Source organism: Prauserella sediminis (assembly GCF_014195435.1).
Lineage (GTDB): Bacteria > Actinomycetota > Actinomycetes > Mycobacteriales > Pseudonocardiaceae > Prauserella > Prauserella salsuginis.
Window position 1 is genome coordinate 1 of the sequence record NZ_JACIBS010000005.1, and the last position, 17,401, is coordinate 17,401.

Below are 17,401 nucleotides of genomic sequence, written 5' to 3' on the forward strand. Positions count from 1 at the left end.
CCCTCGCGGAGAAGAACCGGCCGATGACCCAGATGATCGGGCTCGGCTATCACGACACCGTGACGCCGGCCGTCATCCGCCGGAACGTGCTGGAGAACCCGGCCTGGTACACGGCCTACACGCCGTACCAGCCGGAGATCTCGCAGGGCCGTCTCGAAGCGCTGCTCAACTTCCAGACGATGGTGTCCGACCTGACGGGCCTGGACACCGCGAACGCCTCGATGCTCGACGAGCCGACGGCCGTGGCCGAGGCGATGATGCTGATGCGCCGTGCGTCGAAGGCCAAGTCCTCGACGTTGGTAGTCGACGCCGAGTGCCTGCCGCAGACCGTCTCGGTGCTGCGCACGCGGGCGGAGGTCATCGGCATCGAACTCGATGTCCGCGACCTCTCGCAGGGGCTGCCCGACGAGTTCTTCGGCGTCGTCGTCCAGTATCCCGGTGTGTCCGGTGTGCTGCGCGAGCCGGAGTTCTACTCGCGCATCGGTGAGGCCGCCAAGGAAGCCAAGGCGCTCTACTGCGTCGCGGGTGACCTGCTGGCGCTGACCATGGTGCAGGCTCCCGGCGAGTTCGGCGCCGACGTGGCCGCGGGCAGCAGCCAACGGTTCGGCGTGCCCATGGGATACGGCGGTCCGCACGCCGGTTACCTGGCCGTGCGGAAGGGGCTCGAGCGGTCGCTGCCGGGCAGGCTGGTGGGCGTGTCGGTCGACGAGGCAGGCGCCCCCGCGTACCGGCTCGCGCTGCAGACCCGTGAACAGCACATCCGCCGGGAGAAGGCGACCAGCAACATCTGCACGGCGCAGGTGCTGCTGGCGGTGATGGCCTCGATGTACGCGGTCTACCACGGCCCGGAGGGGTTGCGCGGGATCGCCGAACGCGTGCACGGTCATGCCACGGCGCTGGCAGCCGGCCTGCGGGACGGGGGCGTCGAGGTCGTCCACGAACACTTCTTCGACACGGTGCTGGCCCGGGTGCCGGGTAAGGCCGACGCCGTCGTCACGGCCGCCCGCGAGGCCGGCATCAACCTCGGCCGCGACGGCGCGGACCACGTGCGGATCGCCTGTGACGAGGCCACGTCGGCCGAGACGGTGGCCGCGGTGCTCGCCGCGTTCGGCGTCACCGCACAGCCGGAAGGCGACTCGGCGGTCCCGGTCGGACTCGAGCGCACCACCGAGTACCTGACGCACGAGGTCTTCCACACGTACCGGTCGGAGACGGCGATGCTGCGCTACCTGCGCCGGCTGGCCGACCTGGATTACGCGCTGGACCGCGGCATGATCCCGCTGGGCTCGTGCACGATGAAGCTGAACGCCACCACGGAGATGGAGGCGGTCACCTGGCCGGAGTTCGCGGGCATCCACCCCTTCGCCCCTGCGGAGGACGCGCTCGGCTACCGGGAGCTGACCGACCAGCTCAGTACCTGGCTGGCCGAGGTCACCGGCTATCACACGGTGTCGCTGCAGCCGAATGCCGGCAGCCAGGGCGAGCTCGCCGGGCTGCTCGCGATCCGCGCCTACCACCGTGCGAACGGCCACCCCGCGCGCGACGTCTGCCTGATCCCGTCGTCGGCGCACGGCACGAACGCGGCCTCGGCGGTGCTGGCCGGTATGCGCGTGGTCGTCGTGGCCTGCACCGACGACGGCGACATCGACCTCGCCGACCTGCGGTCCAAGGTGGACGAGCACAGCGACACGCTGGCCGCGATCATGGTGACCTATCCGTCGACGCACGGTGTCTACGAGACCGGGATCGCCGAGCTGGCCGACATCGTGCACGAGGCGGGCGGACAGGTCTATGTGGACGGTGCGAACCTGAACGCGCTGCTGGGACTGGCGAAACCGGGCGAGTTCGGCGGCGACGTGTCGCACCTGAACCTGCACAAGACGTTCTGCATCCCGCACGGTGGTGGCGGTCCGGGCGTGGGCCCGGTGGCGGTGCGTGAGCACCTCGCGCCGTACCTGCCCAACCACCCGCAATTCGAGGAGGCCGGGCCCGCGACCGGCGTGGGGCCGATCTCCGGTGCGCCGTTCGGCTCGGCGTCGATCCTGCCGATCTCGTGGGCGTACGTGCGGATGATGGGCTCGGCCGGGCTCACCAGCGCGACGCAGGTCGCCGTGCTGGCGGCGAACTACGTCGCCGCGCGGTTGAGCCCGCACTATCCGGTGCTCTACACCGGCCAGCACGGTCTCGTGGCGCACGAGTGCATCATCGACCTGCGGCAGCTGACCAAGCAGACCGGCGTGACCGTCGACGACGTCGCCAAGCGGCTCATCGACTACGGCTTCCACGCGCCCACGATGTCGTTCCCGGTGGCGGGCACGTTCATGGTCGAGCCGACCGAGAGCGAGGACCTGGGGGAGCTGGACCGGTTCTGCGAGGCGATGATCTCGATCCGTCGCGAGGTCGCCGAGGTCGCCTCGGGCACGTGGGAGGTCGAGCAGAGCCCGTTGCGGGGTGCGCCGCACACCGCCGAGCAGATCGCGGGGGAGTGGGACCGGCCGTACGATCGCATGCTGGCGGTCTACCCGGGCAAGACGCGGGCCAAGGGCAAGTACTTCTCGCCCGTGCGCCGCATCGAAGGCGCTTACGGTGACCGCAATCTCGTGTGCTCCTGCCCGCCCGTCACCGATTTCGAAAGCTGAGACGATGAAGACTCCGCTACACGACGTCCACAGTGGACTGGGCGCGTCGTTCACCGACTTCGCCGGCTGGGACATGCCGGTGCGGTACTCCAGCGACCTCGCCGAACACCGGGCGGTGCGCGAGGCGTCCGGGCTGTTCGACCTCTCGCACATGGGCGAGATCGAACTGGCCGGTCCGCAGGCCGCCGATGCGCTCGACTACGCGTTCAGCGGAAAGCTGTCGGCCGTGGCCGTGGGCCGCGCCCGGTACACCATGATGTGCAACGAGCGCGGCGGTGTGGTCGACGACCTGGTCGTCTACCGCCTCGCCGAGGAGCGCTACCTGGTGGTCGCCAACGCGGGCAACGCCGCCGAGGTGTCGGCCGAACTGGTGCGCCGCGCCGAGGGGTTCGACACGACGGTCACCGACCGTTCCGCCGAGACCGCTCTGATCGCGGTGCAGGGTCCGACCTCTGCGGCCATCGTCGGCGCCGTCAGCGACGCGGACCTGTCCACGCTGAAGTACTACGCGAGCGTGCCGACCACTGTCGCTGGGCGGGACGTGCTGCTCGCACGCACCGGATACACCGGCGAGGACGGCTTCGAGCTGTTCGTCGCGGCCGACGACGCGGCCGCCGTGTGGCAGGTGCTGACCGAGGCGGGCCAGGGCCACGGGCTCGTGCCGTGCGGTCTGGCCTGTCGGGACACGCTTCGCCTCGAGGCGGGCATGCCGCTGTACGGCAACGAGCTTTCCGCGGACGGGTCCCCCTTCGCGGCGAACCTCGGCCGGGTGGTTCGGTTCGACAAGGAGGGTGATTTCGTCGGCCGTGCGGCTCTCGAGGGCCGGCCCGAACCGGAGACGGTGCTGGTCGGGCTCACCGGCAGTGGTCGGCGCGCGCCGCGGCACGGCTACCGTGTGCTGCAGGGCGACGACGAGGTCGGGGAGATCACCAGCGGTGCGCTCTCGCCGACTCTCGGACATCCGATCGCCATGGCGTACGTGCCCGTCCGGTGCTCGGAGCCCGGCACCACCCTGTCCGCCGACATCCGCGGTCGCCTCGAACCCGTCGAGGTGGTCGCCCTGCCGTTCTACCAGCGTCGCTGAAAGGCCTGACATGACGATTCCCCAGAACCTGCGCTACACCAAGGAACACGAGTGGATCTCCGTCGACGGTGACGTCGCCACCGTGGGTATCACCGCATTCGCGGCCGAGGCCCTCGGCGACGTCGTCTTCGTCGAACTGCCGGAGGCCGGTTCGGAGGTGAGCGCGGGCACGCCGTGCGGCGAGATCGAGTCGACCAAGTCGGTCAGCGAGATCTACGCCCCGGTCGACGGCGAGATCACGGAGGTCAACCAGGCCGTCATCGACACCCCGGAGTCCGTGAACTCCGATCCGTATGAACAAGGCTGGCTGTTCAAGGTCCGCGTGGAGAGCATGCCGGAACTGATGGACGCTGCCGCCTATACCGCGCTCACCCAGGAGGGCTGACCATTGAGTTCGTTCGAAGCCGATCTGTCCACTGTAGACCCTGAGGTCGCGGCGGCCGTCAGCGACGAGCTGCGCCGCCAGCAGTCGACGTTGGAGATGATCGCCTCCGAGAACTTCGCGCCCGTATCCGTTCTCGAGGCGCAGGGCTCGGTGCTGACGAACAAGTACGCCGAGGGTTATCCGGGCAAGCGGTACTACGGTGGCTGCGAGCACGTCGACGTCATCGAGGACCTCGCGATCGAGCGTGCCAAGTCGCTCTTCGGCGCCGAGCACGCCAACGTGCAGCCGCACTCGGGTGCGCAGGCCAACGCGGCCGCCATGGTGTCGCTGCTCAACCCGGGTGACACGATCCTCGGGCTGGACCTCGCGCACGGCGGCCACCTGACGCACGGCATGAAGCTGAACTTCTCCGGCAAGCTCTACAACGTCGCCGCCTACCATGTCGACAAGGAGACCGGCCTGATCGACATGGCCGAGGTCGAGCGGCTGGCGAACGAGCACAAGCCGCAGCTGATCATCGCGGGCTGGTCTGCCTACCCGCGGCAGCTCGACTTCGCCGAGTTCCGCCGGATCGCCGACTCGGTGGGCGCCAAGCTCATGGTCGACATGGCGCACTTCGCCGGTCTGGTCGCCGCCGGCCTGCACCCGAACCCGGTGCCGTACGCCGACGTCGTCACCACCACGACGCACAAGACGCTCGGCGGTCCGCGCGGCGGCATCGTGCTGTCGAAGCAGGAGTACGCCAAGAAGATCAACTCGGCGGTCTTCCCCGGGCAGCAGGGCGGTCCGCTCGAACACGTCATCGCAGGCAAGGCCGTCGCGCTGAAGATCGCTGCCAGCGACGAGTTCAAGGAGCGGCAGCAGCGCGTGATCGAGGGCGCGAAGATCCTCGCGAACCGGCTGTCCGAGTCCGACGCGGCCGAGGCTGGAGTGCGCGTGCTGACCGGCGGTACGGACGTCCACCTGGTGCTCGTCGACCTGGTCAACTCCACGTTGGACGGACAGCAGGCCGAGGACCGGTTGCACGAGATCGGCATCACGGTGAACCGCAACGCCGTGCCGTTCGACCCGCGGCCGCCGATGGTGACGTCGGGGCTGCGCGTCGGCGCGCCGGCACTGGCCACGCGCGGTTTCGGTGCCGAGGACTTCACCGAGGTCGCCGACATCATCGTCCGTGCGCTGCAGCCGAGCACCGGCGATGCCGCGCTCGGTGAGCTGCGCGGGCGCGTCGAGCTGCTCGCCAAGAAGCACCCGCTGTACCCCGGTCTTTCCTGACGGCGGTACCAGCACCGATCGGCAACGGCCCGCTCGCGCCTCGGCGCGGCGGGCCGTTGCCGTGTTTGCCAGAAGAGTGCTCAGCCGGTGACAGAGTGCTCAGCCGGTGACGAGGGCCAGTGCGAAGCCGTCGTAGCCCTTGTCTGCGACGGTCTGCAGTGCCGTGGCGTCCACGCGCGGCTCGGTCGCCATCAGCTCGAACATGTCCCGCGTGCCGCGCACCCCGGGGTCGTCGGAGGCGGCGTCGGCGACGGCGCCGCCCCGGACGACGTTGTCCACGACGATCACCGTCCCGGGCCGGCTCAGCTCGAGTGCCCAGCGGAAGTAGTTGGCGTTGTTGGCCTTGTCCGCGTCGAGGAAGACGAGGTCGAACGGGGCTTCGTCGTGGAGGGTGGGCAGGGTGTCGAGTGCGGTGCCGACACGGATGTCGATCCGGTCGCCGACTCCGGCGCGGTCGACGTTGCCGCGTGCCACGTCGGCGAACCGCGGGTCGGCCTCGAGCGTGATCAGCGTGCCCTCCGGTGGCAGCGCGCGCGCGAGACAGATGGCGCTGTAGCCGCCGAGCGTGCCGACCTCGAGGATCGACCGCGCACCGACCATGCCGGCCAGCAGCGTGAGGAACCGGCCCTGTGGCGCGCTGACGGCGATGTCCGGGAGGCCGGCCTCCGCGGCCGCGCGGGCCGCGCCGTCGAGCGCCTCGTCGGAACCGAGCAGGTTGTCGGTCAGGTAGTCGTCCACCGTGGCCCATGTCCGAGGATCCATGCCCGGTAGGTTAGGCGCTGCTCGCGCAGCGTGCTCGGCAGTTTCCGCCGCGGCTCGGTGCCCGACAGTTGGAGAACCGGTACGCCGATTTGCGCCGGTGCCGGGTGCCGGTCGATCGAGAGTGTCGAATTCACGACCGTAGGCGCGGCGGGGCGGGTGCTGGCACTGCCCGTGATTGCGCTCGGTCAGCTGCCAACGGTCGTGCGGCGGTGTGTCATCGCCCTTGTGCGGGCTTCGCGTTCGGGGTGTTGAGGTGTTGGCTGAGGACGTGTGCCTCGTGGAGGAGTAGTGCGCCGAGTTCGGGTTGCCGCTCGGGTGTGAAGCGGGTTTCGATGCCGGTGAGTGTGAGGGCCCAGGAGGGGCGTCCGGCGGGGTCGAAGACGGCTGCTGCCATGCCCCAGCTGCCTTCGACGACGAGGCCGGGGTTGACGGCGTATCCGTCGCGGCGGGTGCGTTCGATGCGGGCACGGATGTCGTCGGGGGAGTGGGCCTGCCCCCATCGGCGGGTCAGGTCGGTGCGGTCGAGGTAGGAGTCGATCTCCGCGTCGTCGAGGAAGGCAAGGGTGACAAGTCCTGCCGAGACGACGCCGAGGGGGAATCGGGCGCCTTGGTAGAGCACGAACGAGCGGATGGGGAAATCGCCGTCCTCGCGGATCAGGCACACGGTTTCCTCGCCGCGTAGCGCGGAGAAGAAGGCGCTCTCGCCGGTTGCTTCGGCCAGCCGGTGCACGCTGGCGCGGGCGTGGTGGGTGACGTCGTAGCGGCTCCCCGCGGTCTGGCCCAGTAGGTAGAGCTCCGGGCCGAGGAACCAGCGGCCGGTCGACTGGTCGCGGTCGACGAAGCCTTCCTCGGCCAGCGAGGTGAGGAGGCGGTGCACCGTGGGTCGTGGGAGGTCGGTGTCACGGGCCAGCTCGGCGGTGAGGGCGCCGCTGTCGTTTCTCGCGGACAGCGCGCGCAACACGCCTCCGACTCTGCCGACCAGGTGTGCGTTCGATACCTCGCGCATGGCTCGAGCCTAGGCGTTCATTCAGTGAACGCCTAGGAAGGTGTGCGCTCGGTGTGCGATCACCTTTCGGTGGATATGCCTGGATATATTGCCAAACAGCGAGCGAGTCGTTGTACTTCTCGCCGTTCGGTAGTCGGACGGTGGGAGGTGACGAGGTGTCGAAGCTGCGTGCCGGGGCGCAGGAGGCGTTGGCCGATGTGCTCGTGGACGGGATGACGCTCGCCGTCGGCGGGTTCGGCCTGTGCGGGATCCCGAACGACCTGATCGAGGCGGTTCGGGACAGCGGGGTGACCGGGTTGACGGTGGTGTCGAACAACATGGGTGTCGATGGCAAGGGTCTCGGGATTCTGCTGGAGAACAAGCAGGTCGCCAAGGTCATCGCCTCGTATGTGGGGGAGAACAAGCTGTTCGCCCAGCAGTTCCTCGACGAGACCCTGGAGGTGGAGTTCGCGCCGCAGGGCACCCTGTCGGAGCGGCTCCGTGCCGGCGGCGCGGGTATCGCGGCGTTCTACACGCGTGCCGGGGTGGGAACTCCGGTGGCCGAGGGTAAGCCGCTGGCCGAGTTCGACGGGCATTTGCATGTACAGGAACGGGGGATCGTCGCCGACGTGGCGCTGGTGCACGCGCACACCGCGGACCCGGCGGGCAACCTCGTCTATCGGGCCAGCGCGCGCAACTTCAACCCGGTGGTGGCGACCTGCGGCCGGGTGACGGTGGTGGAAGCCGAACACCTCACCGGCGAGTTCCTCGACCCGGAACGGGTCGTGACACCGGGCATCTACGTGGACCGCATGGTTCAAGCGGCGCCGCGCGTCAAGGACATCGAGAAGCGTACGGTGCGCGCTCGCGCCGACGTGCCGACCGACTAGGAGCTACCCATGGCCTGGACACGTGACGACATGGCAGCCGTCGCCGCCGCCGAGCTGCGCGACGGCGACTACGTCAACCTCGGGATCGGCATCCCGACCCTGGTCGCCAATCATGTGCCGGACGGGGTGCAGGTGACACTGCAGAGCGAGAACGGCATTCTGGGTGTCGGACCGTTCCCGGTCGAGGGGGAGGAAGACGCCGACCTGATCAACGCCGGGAAACAGACCGTCACGGTCAACCCCGGCGCCAGCTACTTCGACTCGGCCGCATCGTTCGGCATGATGCGCGGCGGGCACATCGACATCGCCGTCCTGGGGGCGTTGCAGGTCAGCAAAGCCGGCGACCTGGCCAACTGGACGATCCCGGGGGCGCTCGTCAAAGGTATGGGCGGTGCGATGGACCTGGTCGTCGGAGCACGCCGGGTCGTCGTGCTCACCGACCACGTGGCCAAGGACGGTACCCCGAAGATCGTCGAGGAATGCACCCTGCCGCTGACCGGCTCGGGCGTCGTCAACCGGATCATCACCGACCTCGCGGTGCTCGACGTGACCGACACCGGCCTCCGCCTGGTCGCGCTCGCCCCCGGCGTCACCGAAGACGAGGTCCGGAACCGTACCGACGCGCCGATCGCGGAGACGGCCGAAGCCGGTCGCCGATAACCGCCGAACGCGGCGATGCCACGTTCAGTCAGGCGCACCACCGGCGTCCCACGCGTCGGTTCAAGACCTTCTGGATGCCCGGGTGCGAGTGTGGGTGCGAAAAGGTTGCTTATGCGGCCTGGTTCGCACCCACGGTGACGTCTTGCGCGAGTGTTTTCCACCTGTGAACGGGCTGTGCGACGACTGCCGGACGTCTCATCATCCTTCGGCCGTCGGTTCAAGTCCGACCCGGCCCATACCAGCGGAAACGCGCGGATGCGATCTCGTTCAGTGCTCGTACAGCCAAGGACTCGCCCGTCGACGTTTGCACCATGAGCCGTAGCGGAACGAGGCGGGCTTCCGTCTCGCTAGACGACCTGCGTGACCTGCTGCCGGAATGGCAGAGGCACCTGCGTGCCACCAACGACGATGTCGTTTACGGACTTCCCGCGGGTAAGGCTGCTACCCGGGTCGGACGGAGCAGGGTGCCGTTGCAGGTGAGTCGTGCGGGAGCTGGTCCTCGTGTATGCGGGTCGAGTCTCGGTGCGTCGGAGACGGCTGTGTGGCCTCGCCGGTGTCCCACACGTACGCGGCGACGGAGCCGTCCGTGAGCGCGTATAGCTGCCGGAAACGCGGTGCGATCAAGCCGCAGCGCACCACCACGTGCTTGGCTCGGGTGACGTCGGCGGCCGGCATCAACGAGGCTCGTCACTCAAGTCCATGTGAGCCGTGGTTCGATATGGCGCGGTGATGCGACGTTTCTTAGCGTGATGCGTCACTGTGCGACACCGGCAAGTATGGGCCGAGAAGTCGCCGATCCCTGTCGTGACGTGGTGCGTAAGGACTTCAGGCACTCACGTGCAAACACCGGTGCATGGCGCATCATCGGCATGTTCGGGCGCATCAGGGTTCGGCGTGATCCACGGTATCGGCGATAACGCTCCGCCCGGTGAGGCAGCGCCGACTGGCTTCGGGTTGCAATAAGCGCAACAGGAAGTTGCCCCAGGTTCTCGTCAGCCTCACGCTTGGGCGCCGGCAATGACGCGTAGGGCAAGAGTTCCCATGGCTGCGTCTTCGATGTGGTCAGCGGCGAAGGCTGGCCGCTGAGGCAAGGGAGATTGATGTGACGGCGTGGGAGCTTTTTACTGATCTGGGGTTTATGTGCCTCTTACTGCTGGTAGGAACATGGCTGCGAGCGCGGGTCAGGGTTCTCCAGGCTCTTTTCCTGCCGGCCAGTCTTATTGCGGGAATGCTGGGGCTCGTCTTGGGTCCCAACGGCTTTGGCGTTGTTCCATTCTCGGAGTCCCTCGCCGACTATTCGGGGATTCTCATTGCGGTGGTGTTTGCGGCCATGCCCTTCACTTCCCGGCTGGGATCTTTCTCCCAAGCGGTCAGAAACGTCGCTGCGACCTGGGCGACGTTCCAATCGGTTGTCATTCTGTACTGGGGAGTCGGACTTCTCTTCTCTCTGGGAATCATCACCATGTTGTTCCCGATGATGGATATACCTGACGGGTTCGGTCTGATGCTGGCCGCAGGCTTCATGGGAGGACACGGCACCGCTGCGGCCATTGCCGATGTCTACGGTGACAGGTGGGTAGAGGCTCAAGCGCTGGGGATGACGGCTGCCACGGTCGGGATCGTGGTAGCCATCGTCGGTGGGATTCTGCTGATCAAGTACGAGTCTCAGCGGGGTCGGACGTCGTATCTTCAGAAATTCAGCGATCTTCCCCAGGAGCTGCGCACCGGGATGGTCCACCCTGACCGTCGGCAGTCGGTCGGGAAAAGTCCGGTCTCGACCATGTCCATCGATCCGCTGGTCTACCACGCGGGGGTGATCCTGGCGGTATCGGCCGTGGCTTACCTCATCGCCGAATGGATCTCGCAGGCCGCGGGCGGTCTCAGCGTGCCCACCTTCTCTGTTGCGTTCCTGCTTGCGATCCTCGTGGTTCTCGTGATGCGGGCCACCAAGGCGAGCAGGCATTTCGACGTGCAGCTCTTCGAGCGCACCTCCAGCTCCGCCAGCGATCTGTTGGTGGCGTTCGGTGTTGCCAGCATCAGCCCCGACATCGTGGTTTCCTATGCCGGGCCGTTGGCCCTGCTGTTGACCTTCGGTGTGGTGTTCATCGCCTCCTACTACTTCCTGGTCGCCAAGAGGACCTTTACGGACCACCCCGTCGAACAGTCCCTGTTCCTCTGGGGAGTACACACGGGCACGGTGGCGATGGGGATCGCCGTGTTGCGCATCGTCGACCCGGAGATGAAGTCGAAGACGCTCGACTACTACGGGGTGGCCTATGTGCCGATCGGCTTCGTCGACATCGCGATCATCGCTGTGTTGCCCGTGTTGGTCATCGCAGGATGGGCGTGGACAACTGCGCTGGTGCTGACCGCTGTCGGGATCGCCATCATCACGCTCGCCAAGCTGACCTTCGCCCGCACTCCGGCTGCCGCGCAGACGGAGAAGGTGTAGTTGCAAGTCATGCAACACGTAGTTGCACCGGTCGCACCGGCGACAGACAGTGGTTCCATGGACGGCATCGGCGACACGGCGGCGGGGCGGGTTCTGGCGGTACTGGAAGCTCTCGCAGAGGCCAATCGAACCGGGCGGGCCGGCATGACGACCTCGTCTCTGGCGAGGGTTATGGACCGGGACAAGTCCAGCGTGTCGCGCCAGCTCAAGCCTCTGGTGGCCCTTGGTCTGGTGGAGAAGGACCCCGACGGCGTTCACCGCCTCGGGTGGCGCCTGTTCGCTGTGGCGGCTCAGGCGGGAGACCAGCGGCTGCTGCTGCTTGCGCCACCGGTGATGCGGCAACTCAGTCGTACTGTCGGTGAACGCACTCATCTGAGTATCCGTCGCCATGATCAGGTTCTGACGATCCTCACCGAAGGGCCGCAGCGTGCAGTGGAGGCGGTGAACTGGGTGGGTAAAACCGTTCCGATGACAAGCACCTCGACGGGGCGGGCCCTGATGCTCGATGACTCAGCCGACGAGGTTCGCAGTGTGGTCGCCCTCAGTTCCGAACGCAGCGCGGAGGGGGAATCTCCTGTCGGTGATTTGTCGCAGGTCAAAGGCACGTTGGACAGCATTCAGGCTGGCCGTTCGCTGGGCTACGTCGCCGTGGTCGACGAGTTCGAAGAGGGTCTCTCGGCGGTCGCTGCGCCGGTGCGTGATGTCCACGGCCGCATCGCTGCGGCGCTGAACATCTCCGTGCCCTCGTACCGCCTGGGCGGTGGCCTGCCCGACCTGGGGCGGCGCATCCGTCATGCAGCCGACTACGTCAGCACGACCCTGGCCTCACCGGAGGCCGGCCCGACGTATCCGCCCAAGGACCAATGATGTTCGACAGCCATGTACACGCGGGCCCCGATGTCATCGACAGATTCGGGGACGACACGGTCATTGCCGAGACCTATACCAACTCGGACTTCGACGGTTTCGTACTGAAGGCCCACTACGAGTCGACCGTTGGCCGCGCACATGCGGCTTCGCGCGCGGTCGGAAAGCCGGTCTACGGCGGTATCGCCCTCAACCAGCACTGCAGCGGAATCAACCCGAGTGCCGTCGCGGCGGCTCTGGCCGCAGGGGGTCGGGTGGTGTGGATGCCCACTGCGGACGCGCACACCCAGCACGCAGCCGACCTGCCCCGACTGTGCCGACAAGAGCCCCGTCTCGGGACGCACACCTACGCCATACCCCCATTGGACGAGACGGCGGCCGACGATGTCGAACAGGTTATGGCGCTCATCGCCGATCACGATGCCGTCCTGGCGACGGGACACCTCAGCGGCGAAGAATGCCGCTGGCTCGCCGAGAGGTCCCGCTATTACGGCATCAACCGGGTGCTGTTCACGCATCCCTCCTACACCGTCCCCGGGCTGAGCCCAGCGGCGACCGGAGAGCTCGTGGCTGCCGGAGGGTACGCCGAGATCACCACGTTTCAACTGCTCCACCAGCCGGGGTGTACTCCCGCAATGTTGGCCAGGGTCGCCGAGGCGGCCGGTCGCCGGCTGGTGCTGGCATCGGATGCCGGCCAGATCGACTCTCCGGCGCCACCCGATGCCCTGGAGATGCTCATCGACGCCCTGACAGGCGAAGGCCTGGACCGAAACTGGCTCGAGGACGCGGCCTCACGTGTGCCGCAGGGGCTTTTCGCTCCAGCCTAAAGATCCTCACCTCTGTGCCGCGGAAGATTTCTACGAAAGAAAAGGACAGAACCGTGATCGAAAACAAGACTGCCTTCTACAGTGAAGGTGCGCGCCTTCAGGCAAGTTTTTATTACCCCGAGAATGTGCCCGTCAATGTTTCCAAGCCGGTGGTCATCATCAATTCCGGCTATCAGGGTTTCAATGAATTCTACCCGAAGATGTTCGCCAAGCGGCTCACCTCGCAAGGGTTCAGCTGTTTCGGATTCGACTACCGAGGCATGGCTGACAGTGAGGGTGAGAAAGGAACCGTGCTCATCGAGCAGCAAGTCGAGGACGTTCGTAACGCTGTAACCTTCGTTCAATCCCGCGACGACGTCGACTCCCGCCAGGTCGGCCTCATCGGCTGGGGCATGGGGGCAGCCAACGTCGTCCTCGCCGCGCAACAAGGACCGAGGGTCGCTGCCGTTGCGGCGCTCAACGGTTTCTACGACGGCGAACGCTGGCTGAGGTCGGTGCACACGTACGACGAGTGGACCGCCATCCTCGAAACCGTCCGCCAAGACCGGACCCAACGCGTCCTTTGCGGTGAATCCGCACTGGCCGATACATTCGAGCATTACCCGTTGGACCCGGCGACCAAGGAGTACGTCGGTAAGGAGCTCGAGCAGGTCTACGGGTTCGGGCATCCGACTCGGCTGCAGTTCACCGAGTCCGTCATCTCCACCAAGGTCGAACGAGTCGTCCAGCACCTGGCTGGAACTCCGTTGTTCATCGGGCACGGCGTGCACAACACGCTGCATCCCATGACCGAAGCGGAGTCGCTGTTCGCCGCGGCTCCGTCGCCGAAGAGTTTCTACACGATCGACGGTCGCCACAACGACTTCATGTACGGAGACCATCCGGAGTTCATCCGGCTCTGTGAGCACGTGGAAGAGTTCATGACCGACGCCTTTCGTGACAGCGTAGAGCCCGCGCGTCTCGTTCGGGCCTGAACACGTCGGGAGAACTGATGGTGGCGCTTCGCAGCGACCTGACGACACGGGCCGCCTATGCCTCGGACGCGTCGATCTACCGGCGTGTGCCCGAGGTCGTCGTCGAGCCTCGCACCGAGGAGGACATCCGGCAAGCACTCGCTCTTGCGGCCCAGAAGGGCTGGCCCGTGGTCTCTCGCGGTGGAGGTACGTCGGTGGCTGGCAACGCGATCAGCACTGGCATGCTGATCGACACCTCACGGCACTTCAACCGCATCCTGTCCATCGATCCGGACGAGATGACCGCCGTGGTTCAACCCGGGGTTGTATGTGACCAGCTGCGTAATGCGGCCGCGGCGTACGGTCTGACCTACGGGCCCGACCCTTCGACGCATGCTCGCTGCACGATCGGTGGGATGGTCGGCAACAATGCCTGCGGGTCGCATTCAGTGGTCTGGGGTACCAGCGCCGAGAATCTGGTCGCCGTGACTGTGATGCTTGCCGACGGCAGAACGGTGCAGCTGCACAGGGGCGGAACCTCTGATCCGGCGATCGAGAGTGCGTTGGCTGCGATCCGAGATCAGAACCTGTCGACACTGCGTACGGAGCTCGGACAGTTCCCCCGGCAGGTGTCGGGATACGGGTTGCACCATCTGCTCCCCGAGAACGGATTCGATGTCGCCAAATCCTTCGCCGGGAGCGAGGGGACGTGCGGGATCATGACCTCACTCACCGTGAGACTGGTCCGGAAACCCGCCGCGACCGCGTTGAGCGTCATGGGATTCGACGACGTCTTCGATGCCGCGGCAGCTGCACCGCGGCTGAAGCTTGCGGGAGTGCAGACCATTGAGGGCATGGGCGCTGATCTGCTCACTGCCCTGCGTTCCAGGCCCGGGAGAGAGCAGGCCGGATCGGCGCTTCCCCGTGGGGGCGGGTGGCTCTACTGCGAAGTAGGTGCCGATACGCAGGACGAAGCCGAGCGGTTGGCTGCCGAGCTGCCTGGATACGTCTCAGACCTCGTGAGCGATTCGCTGGTCGTCACCGACCCAGGTCATGTCCGCAAGCTGTGGTCGATCCGTGAAGCAGGCGCGGGCATCGTCACCAGACTCCCGGACGGCGGCGAGGCGTGGCCAGGCTGGGAGGACTCGGCCGTCCCCGCGGAGTACCTCAGCGACTACCTGCGCAAGCTCTACGTGTTGCTCGATGAACTCGGGCTGGAGGGGATTCCGTTCGGCCACTTCGGAGAGGGCTGCGTCCATCTCCGGATCTCCTTCGACCTCGAGACCGAACAGGGCCTGGCCCGGTACCGCCGGTTCGTCGAACATGCTGCGGAGCTCGTCCGTTCCTACGGAGGCTCGGTGTCGGGGGAGCACGGCGACGGGCGGGCTCGTTCGGAACTTCTTCCGGCGATCTACTCACCAGCAGCGCTGAGAGCGTTCCGGGCATTCAAGGAAACCTTCGACCCTGACGGAGTGTTCAATCCGGGCGTGCTCGTTGCTCCCGAACCCATCGATCAAGGAGTACGCCCGGGGCCGGGACGGGACCAACTTGAGCTGACGCCGGTGCACGCCTTCTCTCGTGACGGAGGATCATTCACCAGTGCCGTCAACCGGTGTGTGGGTGTGGGAGCGTGCCGCTCCGACGTCGGAGCCATGTGTCCGTCCTTCCAGGCCAGCGGTGACGAGGTCCACTCCACTCGCGGGCGAGCTCGCGTGCTGGCGGAGATGCTGCGGGGCGAGAGCGTCAGCGAAGGATGGAAGTCCGCAGAGGTCCGCGAGGCGCTGGACATGTGCCTGTCCTGCAAGGCGTGTGTTTCGGAATGCCCGGTCAACGTGGACATGGCGACTTACAAGTCCGAGTTCCTTCATCATCACTACCGCCGCGGAGTCAAGGGGTTCTTCGGAAAGAATCGGCGGCCGCGCGCGCACTTCACCATGGGTTGGATGCCGCGCGTGCTGCGCTGGTTGGCGAAGGTCCCAGGCGCGTTGCGACTGGTCAACTTTGTCGAATCGTTCCGTCTTGTCGAAGAGTTCACCAAGCGGCTCGGCGGTATCGAACCGCGACGCCGGATGATCCGGTTCAACCCTGTCCCGTTGGGTCGTTGGCACAGCCGTCGGAAGAGCACATTCGAGGAGATTGAAAGGCCGGCTGTGGTGCTGTGGCCAGACACCTTCACCAACTTCGCCTCCGCCGGCCCAGGCAAGGGGGCCGTCGAAGTGCTGGAGGCCCTGGGTTACCGGGTGCTCATGCCGGCTGACGATGTCTGCTGTGGGTTGACGTGGCACTCCACGGGGCAGCTCGACACGGCGCGAAAGGTGCTCGGCCGGACATTGGATGTCATGGACCCGCTCATCGCGGGCGGCTATCCCGTCATCGGTCTGGAACCCTCGTGCGCGGCAGTGCTCAAACACGAGATTACCGAGCTCGTCCCTGACGATTCGAGGGCCCACAGGGTCACCGAACTCGCGTCATCCTTCGGCGAGTTCATCTCCCGGCACAAGGCCGAAGGTGGTTGCTGGCCGTTCGATTCTGTTCGGGGCAATGAGCCGTCGCGGGTGTTGTGCCAGGTCCACTGCCACCAGAAAGCCACTACCGGCTACGACGCAGAGCTGGAGATCCTTGCCAGCCTGGGCGTCGATGTCGATGTGGTCGGCGGCGGGTGTTGTGGACTGGCCGGCAACTGGGGATTCGAGCCCGGCCACTTCGAGATGTCTCAGGACCTCGGCGAGCGGGAGCTGTATCCGAAGGTGCGGGCGGCAGGGGAGAACGACATCGTCCTTGCGGACGGGTTCTCGTGCCGGACGCAGATCCACCAAGGCACAGACGTCGAAAGCTGGCACCTGGCGGAAGTGTTGGCAGCTGCGCTACGGGCGGGCAGGTAGGCCAGCTTCGATGGTAGTCCCGGTCGGTGCCAACGACTCGGTCGGCGTTCATCGAGTGTCGCATGCGGTGGCGGTGTGGATCGGTGACCTTGATTGTGCGTTGGTACTGGTAACTCGGTGTCGTGTACCAGTGGCCACCCGCACATCGGCGGGCACGGACCCGCAATCAACGCACCTTTGATGGGCTCACTGGTCGCTGTCAGTCCGGCAGTGTGTTCAGCACGAGCTGACAGGATCGGAAACCCGTTCCTCGGCCGACTGCGTGTCGATCGAGCCGCCGGGAGCGAGGGTGACTCAGCGCCGCTTTTTCATGTGGCACCCGGCGGTGATGTCGACATATGCCTCACGGAGCGGCGTCGATCATGGGTGAGTCCGGATGCCAGCATCGGGATCTGAGGGTCGCCGCGCCATCTGATCGGAGCGCAGAACCTCGCCTGCAATCCAAGTGCAGCATTGCGCGGAATGATGCCGGGGGCCAGGTGGCGGCACCTTGCGCGAGGGTATGCACGATGGCTTTGCTGAGGGTCGATCGGTTGCGCAACGCATACACGCGCACGGAGTCCTCGTCGCCGAAGTGGGCACTGTTGCATAGAAGCTCAAGTCGCGAGTCGGCGACCACCACCGATCGCTGTAGGCGCTCGGCCAGATCGCCGACGAGGAACTGCGCCTCATCGGTTGCCTTGCTGCTCATCCTGGAGAACAAGAAGGTCTCGGCTCACCGTCCGCCGGCGCCCTCGAAA

Annotated in this window: 14 protein-coding genes; 11 read left to right on the forward strand and 3 right to left on the reverse strand. The window is 66.5% G+C overall.

From position 1 onward, the window contains the following. From gcvP to glyA, 4 genes are all read left to right on the forward strand, one after another. Positions 1 to 2,639, forward strand: a 2,639-nt coding sequence (gcvP, locus tag FB384_RS21960; protein ID WP_183786723.1) for an aminomethyl-transferring glycine dehydrogenase, incomplete at its 5' end; no start/stop codon positions are given. Between the two features lie 4 nt (positions 2,640 to 2,643). Then, positions 2,644 to 3,723 carry a glycine cleavage system aminomethyltransferase GcvT gene (gene gcvT, locus FB384_RS21965; protein ID WP_183786724.1) on the forward strand — a complete coding sequence of 360 codons (1,080 nt, stop codon included), beginning with the start codon at positions 2,644 to 2,646 and terminating at the stop codon, positions 3,721 to 3,723. 10 nt (positions 3,724 to 3,733) lie between these two features. Continuing rightward, positions 3,734 to 4,108 (forward strand): glycine cleavage system protein GcvH, encoded by a 375-nt coding sequence (gcvH, locus tag FB384_RS21970; protein ID WP_183786725.1) that lies wholly within the window; start codon positions 3,734 to 3,736, stop codon positions 4,106 to 4,108. 3 nt (positions 4,109 to 4,111) lie between these two features. Beyond that, on the forward strand, positions 4,112 to 5,383 hold the full coding sequence (gene glyA / locus FB384_RS21975; RefSeq protein WP_183786726.1) for a serine hydroxymethyltransferase: 1,272 nt from the start codon (positions 4,112 to 4,114) through the stop codon (positions 5,381 to 5,383). Between the two features lie 99 nt (positions 5,384 to 5,482). On the opposite strand, the gene FB384_RS21980 is transcribed toward glyA, so the two are convergent. After that, on the reverse strand, positions 5,483 to 6,145 hold the full coding sequence (locus FB384_RS21980) for an O-methyltransferase (protein ID WP_183786727.1): 663 nt from the start codon (positions 6,143 to 6,145) through the stop codon (positions 5,483 to 5,485). A 214-nt stretch (positions 6,146 to 6,359) separates the two neighbouring features. Beyond that, on the reverse strand, positions 6,360 to 7,151 hold the full coding sequence (locus FB384_RS21985; protein ID WP_183786728.1) for an IclR family transcriptional regulator: 792 nt from the start codon (positions 7,149 to 7,151) through the stop codon (positions 6,360 to 6,362). Positions 7,152 to 7,306: 155 nt separating this feature from the next. Between FB384_RS21985 and FB384_RS21990 the strand changes: the two genes are divergently transcribed. The 7 genes from FB384_RS21990 (at position 7,307) to FB384_RS22020 (ending at position 16,661) form a co-directional block, all read left to right on the forward strand. Beyond that, a complete protein-coding gene (locus tag FB384_RS21990; protein ID WP_183786729.1) occupies positions 7,307 to 8,020 on the forward strand; it encodes a CoA transferase subunit A in 714 nt (237 codons plus the stop codon). 9 nt (positions 8,021 to 8,029) lie between these two features. Beyond that, a complete protein-coding gene (locus tag FB384_RS21995; RefSeq protein WP_183786730.1) occupies positions 8,030 to 8,680 on the forward strand; it encodes a CoA transferase subunit B in 651 nt (216 codons plus the stop codon). A gap of 1,102 nt (positions 8,681 to 9,782) precedes the next feature. Continuing rightward, positions 9,783 to 11,132 (forward strand): sodium/glutamate symporter, encoded by a 1,350-nt coding sequence (locus FB384_RS22000; protein ID WP_183786731.1) that lies wholly within the window; start codon positions 9,783 to 9,785, stop codon positions 11,130 to 11,132. Positions 11,133 to 11,189: 57 nt separating this feature from the next. Continuing rightward, positions 11,190 to 11,999, forward strand: a complete 810-nt coding sequence (locus FB384_RS22005) for an IclR family transcriptional regulator (protein ID WP_183786732.1) — start codon at positions 11,190 to 11,192, stop codon at positions 11,997 to 11,999. Further along, positions 11,996 to 12,826, forward strand: coding sequence for a DUF6282 family protein (locus tag FB384_RS22010; RefSeq protein ID WP_228726596.1), 831 nt, complete (start codon positions 11,996 to 11,998; stop codon positions 12,824 to 12,826). Before FB384_RS22005 ends, FB384_RS22010 begins: the two co-directional genes overlap by 4 nt. Before the next feature lie 53 nt (positions 12,827 to 12,879). Beyond that, positions 12,880 to 13,800, forward strand: coding sequence for an alpha/beta hydrolase (locus tag FB384_RS22015; protein ID WP_183786733.1), 921 nt, complete (start codon positions 12,880 to 12,882; stop codon positions 13,798 to 13,800). Between the two features lie 17 nt (positions 13,801 to 13,817). Continuing rightward, a complete protein-coding gene (locus tag FB384_RS22020) occupies positions 13,818 to 16,661 on the forward strand; it encodes an FAD-binding and (Fe-S)-binding domain-containing protein (protein ID WP_183786734.1) in 2,844 nt (947 codons plus the stop codon). A 343-nt stretch (positions 16,662 to 17,004) separates the two neighbouring features. On the opposite strand, the gene FB384_RS22025 is transcribed toward FB384_RS22020, so the two are convergent. Beyond that, positions 17,005 to 17,352, reverse strand: coding sequence for a hypothetical protein (locus FB384_RS22025; RefSeq protein ID WP_183786735.1), 348 nt, complete (start codon positions 17,350 to 17,352; stop codon positions 17,005 to 17,007). Between the last annotated feature and the right edge of the window lie 49 nt (positions 17,353 to 17,401).

Excerpts from the sequence above, each read along its gene's own strand:
- FB384_RS22010 (WP_228726596.1), top strand. The coding sequence starts at position 11,996 with ATGATGTTCGACAGCCATGTACACGCGGGCCCCGATGTCATCGACAGA.
- gcvH (WP_183786725.1), top strand. The coding sequence starts at position 3,734 with ATGACGATTCCCCAGAACCTGCGCTACACCAAGGAACACGAGTGGATC.
- FB384_RS21995 (WP_183786730.1), top strand. The coding sequence starts at position 8,030 with ATGGCCTGGACACGTGACGACATGGCAGCCGTCGCCGCCGCCGAGCTG.
- FB384_RS22005 (WP_183786732.1), top strand. The coding sequence starts at position 11,190 with ATGGACGGCATCGGCGACACGGCGGCGGGGCGGGTTCTGGCGGTACTG.
- FB384_RS21980 (WP_183786727.1), bottom strand. The coding sequence starts at position 6,145 with ATGGATCCTCGGACATGGGCCACGGTGGACGACTACCTGACCGACAAC.
- gcvT (WP_183786724.1), top strand. The coding sequence starts at position 2,644 with ATGAAGACTCCGCTACACGACGTCCACAGTGGACTGGGCGCGTCGTTC.
- FB384_RS22025 (WP_183786735.1), bottom strand. The coding sequence starts at position 17,352 with ATGAGCAGCAAGGCAACCGATGAGGCGCAGTTCCTCGTCGGCGATCTG.
- FB384_RS21985 (WP_183786728.1), bottom strand. The coding sequence starts at position 7,151 with ATGCGCGAGGTATCGAACGCACACCTGGTCGGCAGAGTCGGAGGCGTG.
- FB384_RS22020 (WP_183786734.1), top strand. The coding sequence starts at position 13,818 with ATGGTGGCGCTTCGCAGCGACCTGACGACACGGGCCGCCTATGCCTCG.